This is a genomic window from Saccharospirillum sp. MSK14-1 (genome assembly GCF_003054965.1).
Classification (GTDB): Bacteria; Pseudomonadota; Gammaproteobacteria; order Pseudomonadales; family Natronospirillaceae; genus Saccharospirillum.
In genome coordinates this window covers 582,728-598,814 of sequence record NZ_MIES01000026.1, presented here as the reverse complement: position 1 = coordinate 598,814, position 16,087 = coordinate 582,728, and the positions used below count along the sequence as shown (strand labels likewise).

General features: G+C 57.9%; 14 protein-coding genes. 9 read left to right on the top strand and 5 right to left on the bottom strand.

Going from position 1 to position 16,087, the window contains the following annotated elements:
- Window positions 1-22 precede the first annotated feature (22 nt).
- On the bottom strand, window positions 23-1,003 hold the full coding sequence (locus BGP77_RS06760; RefSeq protein ID WP_108163950.1) for a phytanoyl-CoA dioxygenase family protein: 981 nt from the start codon (window positions 1,001-1,003) through the stop codon (window positions 23-25).
- 131 nt (window positions 1,004-1,134) lie between these two features.
- Between BGP77_RS06760 and BGP77_RS06755 the strand changes: the two genes are divergently transcribed.
- The 6 genes from BGP77_RS06755 to BGP77_RS06730 all read left to right on the top strand — a co-directional run bounded on the left by BGP77_RS06755 (window position 1,135) and on the right by BGP77_RS06730 (window position 8,583).
- Complete coding sequence (locus BGP77_RS06755) at window positions 1,135-1,989, top strand: AraC family transcriptional regulator (RefSeq protein WP_108163949.1); 855 nt, start codon at window positions 1,135-1,137, stop codon at window positions 1,987-1,989.
- Between the two features lie 90 nt (window positions 1,990-2,079).
- A complete protein-coding gene (locus BGP77_RS06750; protein ID WP_108163948.1) occupies window positions 2,080-3,825 on the top strand; it encodes an ABC transporter transmembrane domain-containing protein in 1,746 nt (581 codons plus the stop codon).
- Window positions 3,822-5,564 carry an ABC transporter ATP-binding protein gene (locus BGP77_RS06745; protein ID WP_108163947.1) on the top strand — a complete coding sequence of 581 codons (1,743 nt, stop codon included), beginning with the start codon at window positions 3,822-3,824 and terminating at the stop codon, window positions 5,562-5,564. Before BGP77_RS06750 ends, BGP77_RS06745 begins: the two co-directional genes overlap by 4 nt.
- 90 nt (window positions 5,565-5,654) lie before the next feature.
- On the top strand, window positions 5,655-6,194 hold the full coding sequence (locus tag BGP77_RS06740) for a GbsR/MarR family transcriptional regulator (protein WP_233252317.1): 540 nt from the start codon (window positions 5,655-5,657) through the stop codon (window positions 6,192-6,194).
- A gap of 11 nt (window positions 6,195-6,205) precedes the next feature.
- A complete protein-coding gene (locus BGP77_RS06735) occupies window positions 6,206-7,588 on the top strand; it encodes a cytochrome ubiquinol oxidase subunit I (RefSeq protein WP_108163946.1) in 1,383 nt (460 codons plus the stop codon).
- Window positions 7,585-8,583 (top strand): cytochrome d ubiquinol oxidase subunit II, encoded by a 999-nt coding sequence (locus BGP77_RS06730; RefSeq protein WP_108163945.1) that lies wholly within the window; start codon window positions 7,585-7,587, stop codon window positions 8,581-8,583. Before BGP77_RS06735 ends, BGP77_RS06730 begins: the two co-directional genes overlap by 4 nt.
- Before the next feature lie 97 nt (window positions 8,584-8,680).
- Here the strand turns inward: BGP77_RS06730 and BGP77_RS06725 are convergent, their stop codons facing one another.
- Together BGP77_RS06725 and BGP77_RS06720 are read right to left on the bottom strand one after the other, a co-directional pair.
- On the bottom strand, window positions 8,681-10,261 hold the full coding sequence (locus BGP77_RS06725) for an HD-GYP domain-containing protein (RefSeq protein WP_108163944.1): 1,581 nt from the start codon (window positions 10,259-10,261) through the stop codon (window positions 8,681-8,683).
- A 116-nt stretch (window positions 10,262-10,377) separates the two neighbouring features.
- Window positions 10,378-11,253 (bottom strand): DUF3530 family protein, encoded by an 876-nt coding sequence (locus BGP77_RS06720; RefSeq protein ID WP_158269298.1) that lies wholly within the window; start codon window positions 11,251-11,253, stop codon window positions 10,378-10,380.
- On the opposite strand from BGP77_RS06720, the gene rpe reads away from it, so the two are divergent.
- From rpe to gph, 3 genes are read left to right on the top strand one after another with little or no spacing between them, the layout of a single operon-like run.
- Window positions 11,237-11,914 (top strand): ribulose-phosphate 3-epimerase, encoded by a 678-nt coding sequence (gene rpe / locus BGP77_RS06715; RefSeq protein ID WP_108164385.1) that lies wholly within the window; start codon window positions 11,237-11,239, stop codon window positions 11,912-11,914. The two genes, BGP77_RS06720 and rpe, sit on opposite strands and share 17 nt — an antisense overlap.
- Window positions 11,915-11,939: 25 nt before the next feature.
- Complete coding sequence (locus BGP77_RS06710) at window positions 11,940-12,770, top strand: HAD-IIB family hydrolase (protein ID WP_158269297.1); 831 nt, start codon at window positions 11,940-11,942, stop codon at window positions 12,768-12,770.
- The gene (gene gph / locus BGP77_RS06705; protein WP_158269296.1) at window positions 12,767-13,420 is read left to right on the top strand and encodes a phosphoglycolate phosphatase; all 654 of its coding nucleotides are present in this window, start codon (window positions 12,767-12,769) and stop codon (window positions 13,418-13,420) included. The genes BGP77_RS06710 and gph overlap by 4 nt, the downstream gene beginning before the upstream one ends.
- 61 nt (window positions 13,421-13,481) lie before the next feature.
- Here the strand turns inward: gph and BGP77_RS06700 are convergent, their stop codons facing one another.
- Window positions 13,482-14,876: a DEAD/DEAH box helicase gene (locus BGP77_RS06700; protein WP_108163940.1), complete on the bottom strand. Its 1,395-nt coding sequence runs from the start codon at window positions 14,874-14,876 to the stop codon at window positions 13,482-13,484.
- A gap of 298 nt (window positions 14,877-15,174) precedes the next feature.
- Entirely contained in the window at window positions 15,175-16,080 is a 906-nt protein-coding gene (locus tag BGP77_RS06695; RefSeq protein WP_199224208.1) for an EamA family transporter, read from the bottom strand.
- Between the last annotated feature and the right edge of the window lie 7 nt (window positions 16,081-16,087).

Here is a 16,087-nt window from a genome sequence, read left to right as displayed (position 1 = left end):
TTTTTGTCGTTGCGTCCCCCCATCACCGCCAGTTACTAAGCCCAAGCAACCTCGACCCCAACTCGGTCAACTCCGCCCGACCGTAACGCTTCTTTTCCCACTCGCGTGGATCACCCGGAAAGGCATAACCCTGTGGCGGTTCGCGGTCGCGCCAGGAGCGGATGCGCCAGTCGCGGATTTCAGTGTTGTCTTCATCGGCCGGCACCATGGCGATGTATTGCGCCATCCGTACGCGGTCGGAATGATTCGGTCGAATGCCGTGCGCCAGCAGTGAGTTGAAGATCAATAAATCGCCCGCGCGCAGTGGAATCGACCTCGGTTTCAAGTCAGCCAGTTCCGGCTGGTACGGATCACGATCGGCCGGTTGGCGGGCGCGCCAGTCATCGAAATCGCGGAACAATTCCGGCACACACTGGAAGCCACCGGTATCGTCATCGGTATCACTCAGCGCCAGCACGCCCTGTACATTGATCGGCAAGGGGTCGAGCGTGGTGTTGGCGTCCCAGTGAATAAAACCGCTGAAGGCGCGCTGTTGGGTATTCGGCGGATTGAGGTTAGCGCGGTCGATGGTGACCCACAGATCCTCGCGATCCCAGATATCCACAAAGGCATCGTAGATGCGCGGCGACTGACGGTTGGCCCAAAGCTGCGGGTGGTTGTAACACTCCACCATGCCGGAATTATTCAGTTCGATCATGGCGTGATCGCGACGCTGATCCTGGTACCAGGTGCGACGGTCGTTCGGATCCATTTCCTGGAATTCCCACAGCAGCTGGCGCGTGCGTTCAATGGCATCGTCGTCAATGGCGTTCGGCACAATGACGTAACCGTAAGTCTGCCAGTGCGCAAAATCGGCTTCGCTGAGCACGCGCAGCGGCTTCTGTTTTTGCAGTTCGCGCAACGGGACGTCACCGGTGTTGGCAATGGAATTGTTGCCCGGTGCGTTGTCGCCAAAGCCGTAGCGGTTCTGCGGCTGACCCGATGTGGAGGCTTGTGAACTCATGCCGTCTCCTCGTCTTGTTTTTGTTGGAGTGACTATTCTGGTCGGCTGACAACCGCGGTGTTATCCAAAACACGCAAAAAATGATACTTTCCGATCATTATTGAGCTTCAGTTAGGTTTATATGCATCGTCATGCGCGCCTTTCATGAACACATTGAACCGCCGGCTGACGCGTCCTGGCGATTCTTTTATCGCCAGCTGGATGCGTTGCCGTTCGAGTGGCACTTCCATCCCGAATACGAACTGACGCTGACGTTGAACAGTACCGGCAAGCGTTTTGTTGGCGATCATCTGAGTGACTATCAGTCTGGCGATCTGGCCTTGATCGGCCCCAACCTGCCGCATTCCTGGCAGTCATTGGCGCGGCCCGATGCAAACCAACCGCACACCGCCTTTGTGCTCTGGTTCAGTCAGGATTGGGTGCAAACGCTCAGTGACGGTTTTGCCGAATACCGGCCATTGCCCGAGTTACTGAAGCGGGCACGCCAGGGCCTGGTTTTTGATGCCGCTTTAAGTGACCGACTGTTGCCACAATTCGAAACCCTCATCGACGCCACACCGCGCGAACGGTTGGCCGGTTTGCTCAGCATTCTGGATCAATTACTGGAGGCGCCAAGTCATACGCTGGCCTCACCCAACTTCGCGGCCAATCGCCCGACCCCGTCAGACCAGCAACAGCTCAGCGCTCTGCTTGAGCGGATTCACCAGCGTTTTGCCGAGCCGTTATCCTTGGCCGAACTGGCCAGCTTCGCCCATATGAGCCCGGCGACGCTGAGCCGGTTTTTCCGCCGCCATATGAAACAGAGCGTGCATCACTATCTGACCCAGGTCCGGCTCGGCCATGCCTGCGCAGAACTGATCAGCCATACCCAACCAATTGCCCTGGTCGCCGAACAGGCCGGCTTTACCAACCTGGCCAACTTCAATCGGCTGTTTCGCAAATATCGCGGTGAAACGCCGGGCCAATTACGCCGCCGCTTTCGCTGACATCCCTCGACGTCACCCGTCTGGTGTTTTCGCCCGGCCTTCACTATGCTGCCCGCCTTCTGTTTGGTCGGCTCGCTCAAGGGAGGCAGGGTGTCGGTCTTCTGGCATTTACGTTGGTTTTTCCGCGAAGAATGGCGTCGTTATGGAATAGCGGTGCTGGCGCTGATCATCGTTGGTCTGGCGGTCCTGGTGCCGCCCTGGATCACCGGCCGGGTAGTCGATGCCATTGCCGATGGCAGCCTGACGCGCAGCCAGCTATTAATGAATGTTGGCATCGTGCTCGCTGTCGCGTTGGTCAGTTATACGCTGCGTGTGGTTTGGCGCGTGGCGCTCTTTGGTGCCAGCTTTGCACTCGCCAACCGACTGCGCCAGGACCTCTATCAACACCTGACGTTGCAACCGCCGTCGTTCTTTGCCGAACACAAAACCGGCGATCTGATGGCGCGCGCCACCAACGATATCCAAGCCGTGGAAATGACCGCTGGCGAAGCCGTGCTGGCGTTGTTCGATGGCGCGCTCACCGGCTTGCTCGTGCTCATCGTTTTGACCACCCAAATCAGTTGGCAACTGACGCTGGTGGCGCTGCTGCCCTGGCCAATTGTCGGTTATTTTATGTGGCGTTTTGGTCAGGAAATGCAGGCGTCTTTCCACATTGCTCAGGCGCGTTTCAGCGACTTGAACGACCGCGTTCAGGAAAGCCTGGCGGGCATTCGATTGATTCGTGCCTTCGGCCGTGAACATGTTGAAGACGCCGGTTTTAACGCTATCGCCCGTGAAGCGAATGAAGCCAACCAGGCCGTGGCGCGCACCGATTCCAAATACGATCCGGCCATTTCGCTGGCCATTGGTTCCTCGTTTTTCTTAAGCGTTGCCGGGGGCGCCTGGCTGATCGCGCACGATTCAATGACGCTTGGTGAGCTGACCAGTTTCACGCTCTATCTGGGTTTTATGATCTGGCCGATGTTCGCCGTCGGCTGGATGCTCAATCTGGTTGAGCGCGGTCAAGCGGCGTACCAACGCATCCAGGAAATTTTTGATACTGAGCCGGCGATCAAAGACAGCGGCACCTTCGACGAACAAGTTGCGCCAGCATTGGACATTGCCATCCGCGAATTCCGTCACGCCCCAGATCTGCCTCCGGTGCTGAGCAATATCAAACTGACCGTCGAACCGGGCCAGTTAATCGGACTGGTCGGCGCCACCGGTTCCGGAAAAACCTCGCTGATCGATCTGATCTTACGATTGTCAGAAAGCCCCGATGCGCCGTTAACACTCGGTGGCAAACCGTTGGCTGAATTCAGCCTCGCCAATCTGCGTCGGCATCTGGCGGTGGTGCCGCAATCGCCGTTTTTGTTTTCCGCCAGTGTCGCTGAAAACATCGCGCTGGCGAAACCGGATGCGACGGTCGACGACATCGAAACCGCCGCCAAACTGGCGCAGGTGCACGACGATATCCAACGCTTTGCCGATGGGTACGCCACCCGCGTCGGCGAACGGGGTGTGACGCTGTCCGGCGGTCAGAAGCAACGCCTCGCCCTGGCGCGTGCGCTATTGCTCGATGCGCCGGTTCTGGTGCTCGACGATGCGCTGTCGGCGGTCGATCTGGGCACCGAAAAACACATCCTGGCGCACTTAAAACAAGCGCGCGCTGGTCGTACCACCTTGATTGCCTGCCACCGCTTAAGCGCCGTCGAACAGGCCGACGAGATTCTGGTGCTCGATCAGGGACGGGTTCTGGAGCGCGGTACTCACGCTCAATTACTGGCAGAAAACGGCTGGTACAAACGCACCTACGATTACCAACAGCTTGAACGCACCGTGGAGGATGGCCGATGAACCGTCCCTTCCTGCGCTTGTTGAAATACGGGCTGGCCTACCGGCGCTTGCTGACCCAAGCGGTGCTGTTGTTGATGATCGCCACCGCCGGCAACGTGCTCGGGCCTTATTTAATCAAGGTGTTTATCGACCAGCATTTAACACCGCGCGATTGGACGGTCGGTCCGATTGTCGCGCTGGTCCTGGCCTACATCACCGCTCAACTGGTGTCGGCCGCGACCTTTTTTCAACAGGCGATTCGCTTTAACGAAATCGCGCTGAACGTGGTGCAGACCCTTCGTGAGCAAGTGTTCGCGCGGGTGATTCGTTTGCCGATGGCGTTCTTCGATCGCACGCCAACGGGCAGTCTGGTCAGCCGCATCACCAACGATACCGAGACCATCAAAGACCTCTACGTCAACGTCATCTCGGTGGTGGTGCAAAACGCCATTCGCATGGTCGGCATTCTCATCGCCATGGCGTTGCTCGACTGGCACCTGATGTTGATCAGCGCAGCGTTAGTGCCCGGCATCGTGATCGCCATGCTCGCCTACAGCAAATTATCGACGCCGGTGTTCCAGCGCGTGCGTACTCTGCTCAGCGACATCAACGCCCGGCTCAGCGAAAGCATTCAGGGCATGAGCGTCATTCAACTGATGAATCAGCAGGCGGCGTTCAGCAAGGCTTTTGGCAAAACCTCGACCGATCATTACCGCGCCAAAATCCGTAATATCGTCATTGATGGCGTCATGCTCAGAGCTCTGGTCGACTTGCTGTATATGGCGGTGCTCGCCGCGCTGCTCTATGCCTTCGGTATGGACGCCCTGAGCCCGACCGGCGCCATTCAGGTCGGGGTGATCTACGCCTTCCTGAATTATCTGGGCAACCTGACCGAACCCATGGTCGATATGATTTCTCGGTTGAATCTGTTCCAGCAGGCGCTGGTCTCGGCCGATCGGGTATTTCAACTGCTCGACGAACCCATCGAAAGCGCGCCCAAACACCCGGAAGTGCCCAACAACGCGTCGGTGCAGTTCGATATCGAGGTGTTCAGCTACGACGGTCGTCATACCGTGCTGCGCGACATCGACCTGCGCATCAACCCCGGCGATTTTATCGGCATTGTCGGCCACACCGGTTCGGGCAAGAGCACCTTGATGTCGTTGCTGATGGGGTTTTATCCGCTGCAATTCGGTCAGGTGTTGGTGGGTGGTGTGCCATTGGAACGGCTCGACCCCGCCGAGCGCAGCCGACGCTTAGGTCTGGTGCAGCAGGATCCGTTTATTTTTGCCGGCACCATCGCCGACAACATCCGCCTGGAACTGCCGCTCAGTGACAGCGACATCATCGATGCTGCTCAACAGGCGCAGTTGCACGACAGCATTATGCGCATGCCCGGTGGCTACCAGACGATGCTCACCGAACGCGGCAGCAACCTCAGCAGCGGCCAGCGCCAACTGCTGAGCCTGGCGCGAACGCTGGCGCGCAAACCGAGTGTGCTGATTCTCGATGAAGCCACCGCCAACATCGACAGTCATACCGAAGCATTGATACAGCGGTCACTGATGACCTTGCGCGGCCGGGTTACACTCATCGCCATTGCGCATCGGCTGAGCACGGTAAAAGACGCCGACCAGTTGGTGGTGCTGCATCAGGGACAGATTCAACAACTGGGCAGCCACACCGAACTGGTCGCTGAAGACGGCCTGTATAAGCACCTCTATGAATTGCAGATGCGCGCCGACCCCACCGCGGGCTGACGCTGAATGCATTGATTTACATCAAAAAACTTGGCGTTCTTGGCATAAGTTTTTAAACTTTCAGAAATTTCTGAAACTACCGAGGCTGACTTGACGCCCGAACTGGAAAACATCGTCGTTCATTTCGGCGAGATGGGCAGCCGCTGGGGCTTCAACCGGACCGTCGGCCAGATGCTGGCTTTGATCGTGTTAAGCGATCGGCCACTGGCGGCCGACGAAATCGCCGCTGAGCTCAAAGTTTCACGCGGCAATGTCAGTATGGCAGCGAAAGAGCTGCACGCCTGGCATCTGGTGCGCACCCACCGCGAGCCGGGCGACCGCAAGGATTATCTGGTCGCCGCGGGCAACATCTGGGAGCTGGCACAGCAGGTGCTGACGGAACGCAAAAAACGCGAGATGGACCCCACTCTGTCTTTGTTACGCAGCCAGTTGCTCGATGGTAACGAAGACGATCCGCCCACTCATGCCCGCCAGCAGTTGCAGGAAATGCATGACCTGCTGGAGTTGCTCAATCGTGGGTTCGACGAAGTACAGACCCTGACCCCGGACCAGTTAAAGCGTTTGCTGACGCTGGGCACCGGAGTCCTCAAATTCACGGACCGGATTCGTCCGGGTGGCCGTAAAGACTGACGGAGACTTCCATGGAAGCCGATCTAGCCCAGACTCTGATGTTGTCGCGCATCCAGTTCGCCGCCAACATCAGCTTTCACATTCTCTTCCCCACCATCACCATCGCGCTGGCCTGGCTGCTGTTCTATTTTAAAGTCCGCTCCAATATTTCCAGTCATCCAGTGTGGATGCGCGTCTATCGCTTCTGGGTGAAAATTTTCGCGCTGACGTTCGCCCTGGGCGTGGTGTCTGGCATCACTATGAGCTTTCAGTTTGGCACCAACTGGCCGGGCTACATGGAAACCGTCGGCAACATCGCCGGGCCGTTGCTCGGTTACGAAGTGCTCACCGCCTTCTTTATGGAAGCCACCTTTCTGGGTGTCATGTTGTTCGGCATTCATCGTGTGCCGAACTGGGTGCATACACTGGCGACGTTCCTGGTCGCCATCGGCACCACGCTGTCCGCGTTCTGGATTCTGGCGCTCAATTCCTGGATGCACACACCCGACGGTTTCGAAATGATCGACGGTGTGGCCATGCCGCTGGACTGGCTTGCCATCATCTTTAACCCCTCAATGCCCTATCGCCTGGCGCATATGCTGATCGCCTCCGGTCTGACCGCATCGTTCCTGGTCGCCGGTATTTCCGCCTACCGCATCTTTAAAGGCGACGTGAAACACGCACCGCGCGTCGCATTGAAAACCTCAATGACCGTCGCCGCCCTGCTGATTCCGGTGCAGATAGTGGTTGGCGATATGCACGGCCTGAACACATTCGAGCATCAGCCACAAAAAGTGGCCGCGATGGAAGCCGTTTGGGATACCGAGCACGGCGCACCGCTGTTGCTGTTTGCCTGGCCGGATGAAGAAGACCGGGAAAACCATTTCGAGATCGGCATTCCCAACATGGCCAGCCTGATTCTGACGCACCAGACCGACGGCGAAATTCCGGGCCTGAACGAATTCGAAGGCATGCACCCACCGGTTAAACCCGTGTTCTTCGGGTTCCGGGTGATGGTCGGCATGGGCATTTTGATGTTGCTGGTCAGCTGGACCACCTTCTGGCATTTAGCCAGCCACCGCACCGATCCACCGCGCTGGTTGCAACGTGTGCTGATTGGCATGACCTTCTCGGGCTGGATTGCCACACTGGCAGGCTGGTACGTCACTGAAATTGGTCGCCAGCCCTGGCTGGTAACCGGCGTCCTGACCACCGACCAAGCTGTAACCACGGTGCCCGGCAGCCAGGTCGGACTGTCGCTGACCATGTATCTGCTGCTCTATGCCGGCCTGCTGTTCGCCTATATCCAGACGCTGTTCTACATGGCGCGCAAATCGGTCAAGGTGGAAGAGTATGAAATGTCCACCGACTTTAATTACCTCAACACCCATCACACCAAGGAGACCAACGCATGATTCCCGGTGACTGGTTGCCCTATATCTTTTTGTTTTTGATGGGTCTGGCGGTGCTGGTTTATGCCGTACTCGACGGCTACGACCTGGGCGTTGGCGTCTTGCTACCGCTCGATAACGAAACCCAGCGCGACGGCATGATTGCCTCCATTGGCCCGTTCTGGGATGCCAACGAAACCTGGCTGGTGCTGGCCGTTGGCATTCTGCTGATCGCCTTTCCCGAAGCGCATTCGCTGGTGTTGCGCGAACTCTATCTGCCCGCCGCCATTTTAATGCTGGGTTTGATTCTGCGCGGCGTCTCTTTCGACTTTCGTGCCAAGGCAGTGACCGGGCACCGGCGTTTTTGGGACTACGCCTTCAAAGCCGGCTCGATCATTTCCGCGGCAACTCAAGGCTATATGCTCGGCCGCTACGTGCTCGGTTTTGATGACAGTCCGACCGCTTACGGTTTTGCCGCCTTGAGCGCGGTGTGCGTCACCGCCGCCTTCGCCTACATCGGCGGCGCCTGGCTGGTGATGAAAACCGAAGGTGAACTGCAAGTGCGGGCGGCGCGCTGGTCGCGCTATTGCGGTTGGCTGGCAGCCATTGGTCTGGCCGCCATCAGCATTGTGAATCCGTTGCTCAGCCCGGCCGTCGCCGAGCGCTGGTTTACGCTGCCGGCGGTCATTCTGCTGGTACCGATTCCATTGATGTGTCTGGTGCTGATTGTCGTAGCCGACCAGTATCTGCGTCAGGTGCCAACGCGTGGCGACGTCGGCTGCTGGCTGCCGTTTGCCGCCACGGCCTTCCTGTTTGTACTGAGCTTCTTTGGCTTGGCTTACAGCTTCTTCCCGGAGGTCGTCCCTGGCCGCATCACCGCCACCGACGCCGCCAGCGCCGAAGCCTCACTGCGCTTTATCGGCGTCGGCGTCGCCATCGTACTGCCGCTGATTCTGGCGTATACGGTGTATGCGTATCGGGTGTTTTGGGGGAAATCCACCACCTTGCGTTATCACTGAGGTGGCAGGAGACGCTTGACGGGAGACGCTAAACGCACGCTACAAAAAAAAGGCACCCTTGGGTGCCTTTTTGCTATCCAGCGTCTTCCGTTGAGCGTCAGGCGTCTCCCGTTATGAACGGCTCCACATCTTCAATATCATCCTGCTCCGGCAGCAGATGATCTTGCGCATACTTGCGCCACTTACCACTGCGCAGGAACAGTTCAAAGACGTCGCCGTCGATGTGGTTGTCGTCGCGCATGCGACGCAGGATGGTAAACGCCTGGCTCAATGGCATCGGCGGTTTGTAGGGACGCTCTTTGGCGGTCAGGGCTTCGAAGATGTCAGCGACGCCCATCATTCTCGCAGGAATGGACAGCTGGTCGCGCGTTAAGCCGCGCGGGTAGCCTTTGCCATCCATGCGTTCGTGGTGACCACCGGCGTATTCCGGTACCCGGCGCAATTTCGGCGGGAACGGCAGGCCTTCGAGAATGTCGATGGTGATGTCGATATGACGGTTAATCTCGGCGCGTTCTTCGTTGTTGATGGTGCCGCGGGTGATGTTGAGGTTGTACACCTCGTCTTCCGTCAGCAGCGGTCGCGGCTCGCCGTAGGCATCCGGCCAGGTGCCGGTGGCGATGCGTTCGATGCGGGCTTTGTATTCGTCGGACATAAATTCACCGCCACGGTTGACCTGTTCAACGAACTCCATATCGTCGCGCAGCGCGGCTTTTTCGTCGTCGCTTTGCGCTACAGCAACGGCGGAGGCAAAGCGGGCACGCACCGACTCAAAACCGTCGTGCAGTTTTTGCAGTTTGCGACCTTTGTTCAGCACGTTTTCCGAGGTCGCCAGCTTACCGCAATCGTGCAACCAGGCCGCGACGTGCAGCTCGTACCATTCATCATCGTTGAGGTTGAAGTCAGCGAAGACGCCATCGGTGTCTTCGCAGGCCGCCTGAGCGATCAGTTCGGTGAGTACCGGAATGCGCTGACAGTGCGCCGAGGTGTGTGCCGAACGCACGTCAATGATGCGCGCCAACGCCTGAATAAAGGCATCGAGCAAGTCTTTGTGGCTCTGTACCAGCAGCTGATTATCGAGCGTGATGGCCGCAAACTTGGCCATGGCCTGAACGGTGGCCTGATCTTCCGGCGAGAACGGACGGGTGATGCCGTCGGCGTCGCGGGCGTTGATCAGCTGCATCACGCCGATGATTTCATCTTCATGGTTGAGCAGCGGCAGCGTCAGCATGGACTGGGAACGGTAGTCGTGCGCCGCGTCAAAATGGCGGGTGCCGGTAAAGTCGAACATCTCGGCGTCGTAGACATCGGGAATGTTCACGGCCTGACGGGTCAGACCAACGTGGGAAGCCACATTGCGGTGATTGGGTTCGCCGTCTTTGTACAACTGAATCGGCGGCCAGCCTTGATCCTGTCCTTCGTTGATCATGGCCTCAATGCCGAGCACGGTATTGTGAACCACGGAGAACGCCAGACGGGAGTTGTCGCCATCGTCGATAAAGCGGTAGAAGGTGCCGCCCTCAGCACCGGTCAAACCACGCGCTTCGCGCAGAATGCGCTGCATCAGGTTGCCCAGTCCTTTTTCCTGGGCCAACCGAACCAGCAGATCGCTGGTGTTGTCGGCGCTCCATTCGGCGCCAACGGGAACTGTTTCCGGAACTACAGCTTCGGAGGGTTTCATCCCGAGTCTCCTGCCATCGCGGCCATCAATGTCGGCTTGGCTAATATTTCAACAACCGACCCTGGCTTTGAAGTTAGCAATCAGTCGCATTTTCGTGTGTGAACTATATCACAGCTCTATTGCTTAACATCGACTTCCTGACCGGCTGCGTTGGAACGCAGCCATCCCCACAAACGCCGGGTGGTCCGGCTGGGGTTGGGTTCACCGAGAAAGGTTCCATCTGGGGCGTCTTCGATCAGCAGGTAGTTTTCCAGCTGGTTGCGGGCGGCTTCGGCTTTGCGTTCGCGGGCATTGCGCTTAGCCCAGTTGTCGCGGTTGAACATCAGGTCGAGCACCGGGACCTCCAGTTGGCCGATCAAATCCGGCAGGTCGGCCCGGTCGGGCGTGGCATCCACCATCATTAAGGCATACCCAAAGTTTTCTGGCGGCGCGCCGGTCATGGCTAGGTAACGAGCGGCCCAGTATGCCCCTTCGCCATAGCCCAGCAGCACCAGGTTAAACTGTCCTTCCTGTATCAATCGCTGTACGCCTGCATTGACCCGCGCCATGGTCAGGCGATCGTAATCGGCATCGGTTAAATCATCCGGCGTTCTTGGCAGCGTGATCGACAGCGTATTCCAGCCCACGTCGGGTAAATAAGACCGCGTCTGTTGCAAACGAAACGCCCAATCGGCCTGATGACCCTGATCGTGCAACAGCAAGATACCACCCTGTGGCGTACCGGTGCGTTGCTCCAACCACAGGCCTAGGAAGGTTTCGCCGCTGGCGCTCAGTTCAACCACTTCCTCACCGCGCAGAGCGTTGCGGTAATAGGTGGCCAGATCATTCATGTGATTCTGACGAGCCTGATCCAGCGCTTCGGCGGCCGCCAGCCATGGAATCAGGGTGAATAGCAGCCCGGCGAGCAGACGTCGTTTGACCTGCCCCCGGCCGTCACTACAATGGGCAATCCGCCTGCCTAGAGACCGCCTGCCGATGTCAGATTTTGTCATAGCGCCGTCCATACTCTCCGCCGATTTTGCTCGCCTGGGCGAGGACACCGCCGCCGTTCTGGCCGCGGGTGCCGACTGGGTACATTTCGATGTGATGGATAACCATTACGTACCCAACCTGACCATGGGCCCGATGTTCTGCCGGGCGTTGCGTGACTATGGTGTCACGGCACCGCTGGATGTGCATCTGATGGTGTCTCCGGTTGATCGGCTGATTGGCGACTTTATTGAGGCGGGTGCCACCACCATTCAGTTCCACCCGGAAGCCAGCGATCACATCGACCGCACACTGCAACTGATACGCGATGGTGGCTGCCGCGCCGGCCTGGTGTTCAACCCGGCCACACCGCTGACCTACCTCGACTACGTAATGGATAAAATCGATCAGGTGCTGATCATGTCGGTGAACCCGGGCTTTGGTGGCCAGAGCTTTATTCCCACTGCGCTTGATAAACTGCGCGACGCCCGAGAGCTCATCGACGCCAGCGAACGCAATATTCGCCTGGAAGTCGACGGCGGCGTCAAGGTCGACAACATCCGCGCCATCGCCGAAGCCGGCGCCGATACCTTTGTTGCCGGCAGTGCCATTTTCGGCGCCGACGACTACGCCGACCCGATCCGCGCAATGCGCGCCGAACTTGCTGCCGCCCAGTGCGGTTAACTTTTTACTGACGAACGGAGCCTCCGTGGACGAATTATTGGTGTTTGATCTCGACGGTACGTTGATTGATGCCGACGAACGTATTTCTGATGTCACCCGCCGTGCCTTGCACGAACTCGATCAACGGGGCATTGCCTGGACCGTCGCCACGGGTCGACTGCCACAGGGCGCCCGCGAAGCACTGCCAGACATGCGCTTTAAACATCCGCAGGCGTATAAAAACGGCGTATTGATCTGGGACTTAAACGACGATCGTTCTATTCATACTCGCCCGCTCGATCGCAGCGAATTTCTCGAAGTGTGCAAACGTTTGGACGCCCACGGCATCAACGCCATGGCCAATGTTTTGAATGACGAAAACCGCATCGGCGCAGCGGTACGCGATTCCAATAATGAGCGCGAACAACGCTGGGTGCGTTATATGGAAAGTCAGGCCATCAGCATCCAACGCCACAACGATTTCAACGTCATTGAAGGCACGGTGTTTAACATTTTCGCACTCACCGAAAACGCCCGCGTGCTCTATATGGCTGAAGAACTGGCCGACATTCCCGGGGTACAAGTCTATGCCGGTTCGGACATGTATCACGACGGCTATTACTGGCTCGATATTCATCATGTCGAAGGCACCAAAGGCGACGCAGTCAAATATTTACAAGAGCAAACCGGCGCTAAAAAGCTGATTTGTTTTGGCGATTCCGACAATGACATCGCCATGTTTGAACGCGCCGACGAAGCTTACGCCATGGAAAATGGTTTGCCCGAATTGAAAGCCATGGCGACCCAAACCATCGGCAAAAACACCGACCACGCCATCGCTTATTTCCTCGCGGATCGCTACGGATTTTCGCTGTGACATTAAAGGCCGTTTTGTTCGACCTGGACGGTACGCTGGTCGACAGCGTGCCGGGTTTGACCGAAGCAGTGAACGGCGTTTTGGCGGAACTGGGTGGCGAGGTTTGCAACGACGATCAGGTGCGTGTCTGGGTCGGTAACGGCCCGCAAAAACTGATCGAACGCGCGCTGGCATTTCGCGCTATGGATCTGCCATCCGAGCAGGCACTCGAACGGTTTCGCCATTACTACGAACAAACGTTGGGTAATGCGGTGTGTTATCCAGGCGTGCGAACAGGCCTGGCTGCATTAAGAAAGGCCGGTTTAAAACTCGCCTGCGTGACCAACAAATCGTCGCACTACACCGAACCTTTTTTACGCCAACTGGAACTGGCCGACGCCTTCGACGAAGTGCTGTGTGGCGATGAAGTTGACCGTCCCAAACCCGACCCGCAAAGTCTGCAAATTCTGTGTGATCGTTTTGGTATTAGTACCCGCGAAGCGATGATGGTTGGCGACTCAGTCAACGATTTAATACCGGCGGAAACCATTGGTATGCCACGCATCGCGGTCAGCTATGGTTACCATCAGAATAAGCCGCTGGATGTGCATCAACCCCTCTTGTTAACCGATCATTTTAACGAGGTGGTCGCTTGCTGTTTGGCACACTGATGGGTTTATTTCAGCGATAAAAAAAGAGCGCCAAAGCGCTCTTTTTTTTAGGCTTGAACGATCAAGCGCGATTGCCATTTGGCGTGCGGTTACCAGAGCGGTTACCGCTGCGTGGTCGACGCCGTGCTGGCTGACCATCGCGACTTTGCCCATCACGACCCTGGCTCTGGCCATTGCCATTCGAACGCTGGCTACGGTTACCCTGGCTGCGATTGCCACCGCCATTGCCACGTCCGCCGCCATTAGCATTACCGCGACCACCACTGCCGTTACCCGGACGACGCGCACGCGGTTTGTCGTCAGGGCGCGCATGAGGCACGTTCTGGTCCGGCTCAAAACCATCGAGCGTGGTGCGGGTGATGGTCTGCTTGGTCAAGCGTTCGATGGCCGCCAACAACTTGGCTTCATCGGCACTGACCAGTGAATACGCTTGGCCTTTAGCGCCCGCACGACCGGTGCGGCCAATGCGGTGCACGTAATCTTCCGGCACGTTGGGCAGATCGAAGTTCACCACCTGCGGCAGTTGATCGATATCCAGACCACGCGCCGCAATGTCGGTCGCGACCAGAATATTAATCTTGCCCGCTTTAAAACCGGACAGCGCCTTGGTGCGCGCACCCTGGCTTTTGTTGCCGTGAATGGCCGCCGAGCGAATGCCGTTCTTTTCCAGGTGTTCGCTCAGGCGATTAGCGCCGTGCTTGGTCTTGGTAAACACCAGCGCCTGACGCCAGTTACCGTCCTGAATCAGTTGCGTCAGCAGCGCCGGTTTGCGCTTTTTATCGACGGTGTAAACCGTCTGCGTGACGGTTTTAACGGTCGAATTACGCGGGCTGACGTCAATTTCGACCGGGTCGTTAACCAGACCTTTAGCCAGCTTGCGAATGTCGTCGGAGAAGGTCGCCGAGAACAACAGGTTCTGACGCTTGGCCGGCAACACTTTAAGAATCTTCTTAATGTCGTTAATAAAGCCCATGTCGAGCATACGGTCGGCTTCATCCAGCACCAGCACTTCCAGATCGCTAAACCGCACCGCGTTCTGGTTGTACAGATCGAGCAGACGACCCGGTGTTGCCACCAGCACATCCACACCCTGACGCAGCGCTTTCATCTGCGGGTTGATGCTGACGCCGCCGAATACCACGGCCGAACGCATCGACAGGTATTTGCTGTAAGCGGTGACATTTTCGCCGATCTGAGCGGCCAGTTCGCGCGTTGGCGTTAAAATCAGGGCGCGGGCGCGGTTGCTGCCAGCGCGTTGCCCTTCACTCAGACGATGCAACAACGGCAGCGTAAAACCGGCCGTCTTGCCTGTGCCCGTCTGGGCAGCCGCCATCACATCGCGGCCCTGGAGGACGGCGGGAATGGCTTGGGCTTGAATGGGGGAAGGCGTCTCGTAACCTTGATCGGCCACGGCTTTCAATAAGGGGGTGGCAAGGCCCAAAGGGGCAAAACTCATCGTGAGGAGGTGTCTCTTGTGGAATCGGGCAGTGAGAAAAAAGCCCGCCGGTCAGCGGGGGCGTGCACTTTACCCCAAGGCGGGGCGCGGTGCCATGGGCAAGGTGTAAAGCCTGTCACATATTAGTCAATAGCTATCATTTAATTAACAGCAATATATTTTACCTAACATTCAGGCTCAACTAACCTGCTTTCATAGTCACAGCCAGACCGACACTCCACGACAGAGGGAGCCATGATGAACCCATCGCCACGCACACCGACCAAGCCCGGCTTTTGGCAAACCTACGCGGTGTTGCTTAAACACCCGCTCTACCTGGGCTAAACCGGCCCAGGCCCCATTTCGGTTGGAACTGCGCCGCCAGCATGGCGGCCAACGCCAACAGAAAGCCGAGCCATTGCCAGGCCGAGAGCGCCTGACCCAGTACCCACCAACCCAACAAGGTTGCCACCACCGGTGACAGCAAACCGAGAAACGACACCGCCGAGACCGGCAGTTGGTTAATGCCGCGAAACCACAACCAATACGCCACAATAGAGCCGGGAATCGACAACCACAGATAACCCGCTACGGCGCGAGCATCAAGCATCGGCGGCAGGCCTTCCACCCACAGCGCCAATGGCATCAGCAAGAGTCCGCCAGCGATCAACTGCCAGGCGGTCAGTGCCAGCATGCTGGTTGGCCGACCCCAGTGGCGCGTCAGCACCACACCCAGGCCCATAGAGCCCATGGCCACCAGACCGGCCATCAAACCAACCGGATCGAGCCAAAGCTCACCTTTCAGCACCAGTAAGGCCACACCGACCACACCGGCCAGCCCCCAGCCCAGTCGCCAAAGCCCCGGTTTTTCTGCAAGCACCAGCCAGGCCAACACGGCAACCCAGAGCGGCTGTACCGCACCCAAGGTGGCTGCGACGCCGCCGGGTAACCGGTAGGCGGCAACAAACAACAGTGCGAAAAAAACACCGATGTTGAGTACGCCCAGCACCGCCGAACGCCACCACCAGGCACCTTGCGGCAGACGCCGTACTAACAACAGCAACGCCAGACCGGCCGGCAAAGAACGCACGGCGCCGGCCAGAAAGGGTCGATCCGGCGGCAGGAATTCGGTGGTAGTTAAATAGGTCGTACCCCAAATCATGGGGGCGTAGGCGGTGATCAAGGTGGTCAGCCAGATCGGGCTGCTGCTTTTGATGGCTGACATGGCAATA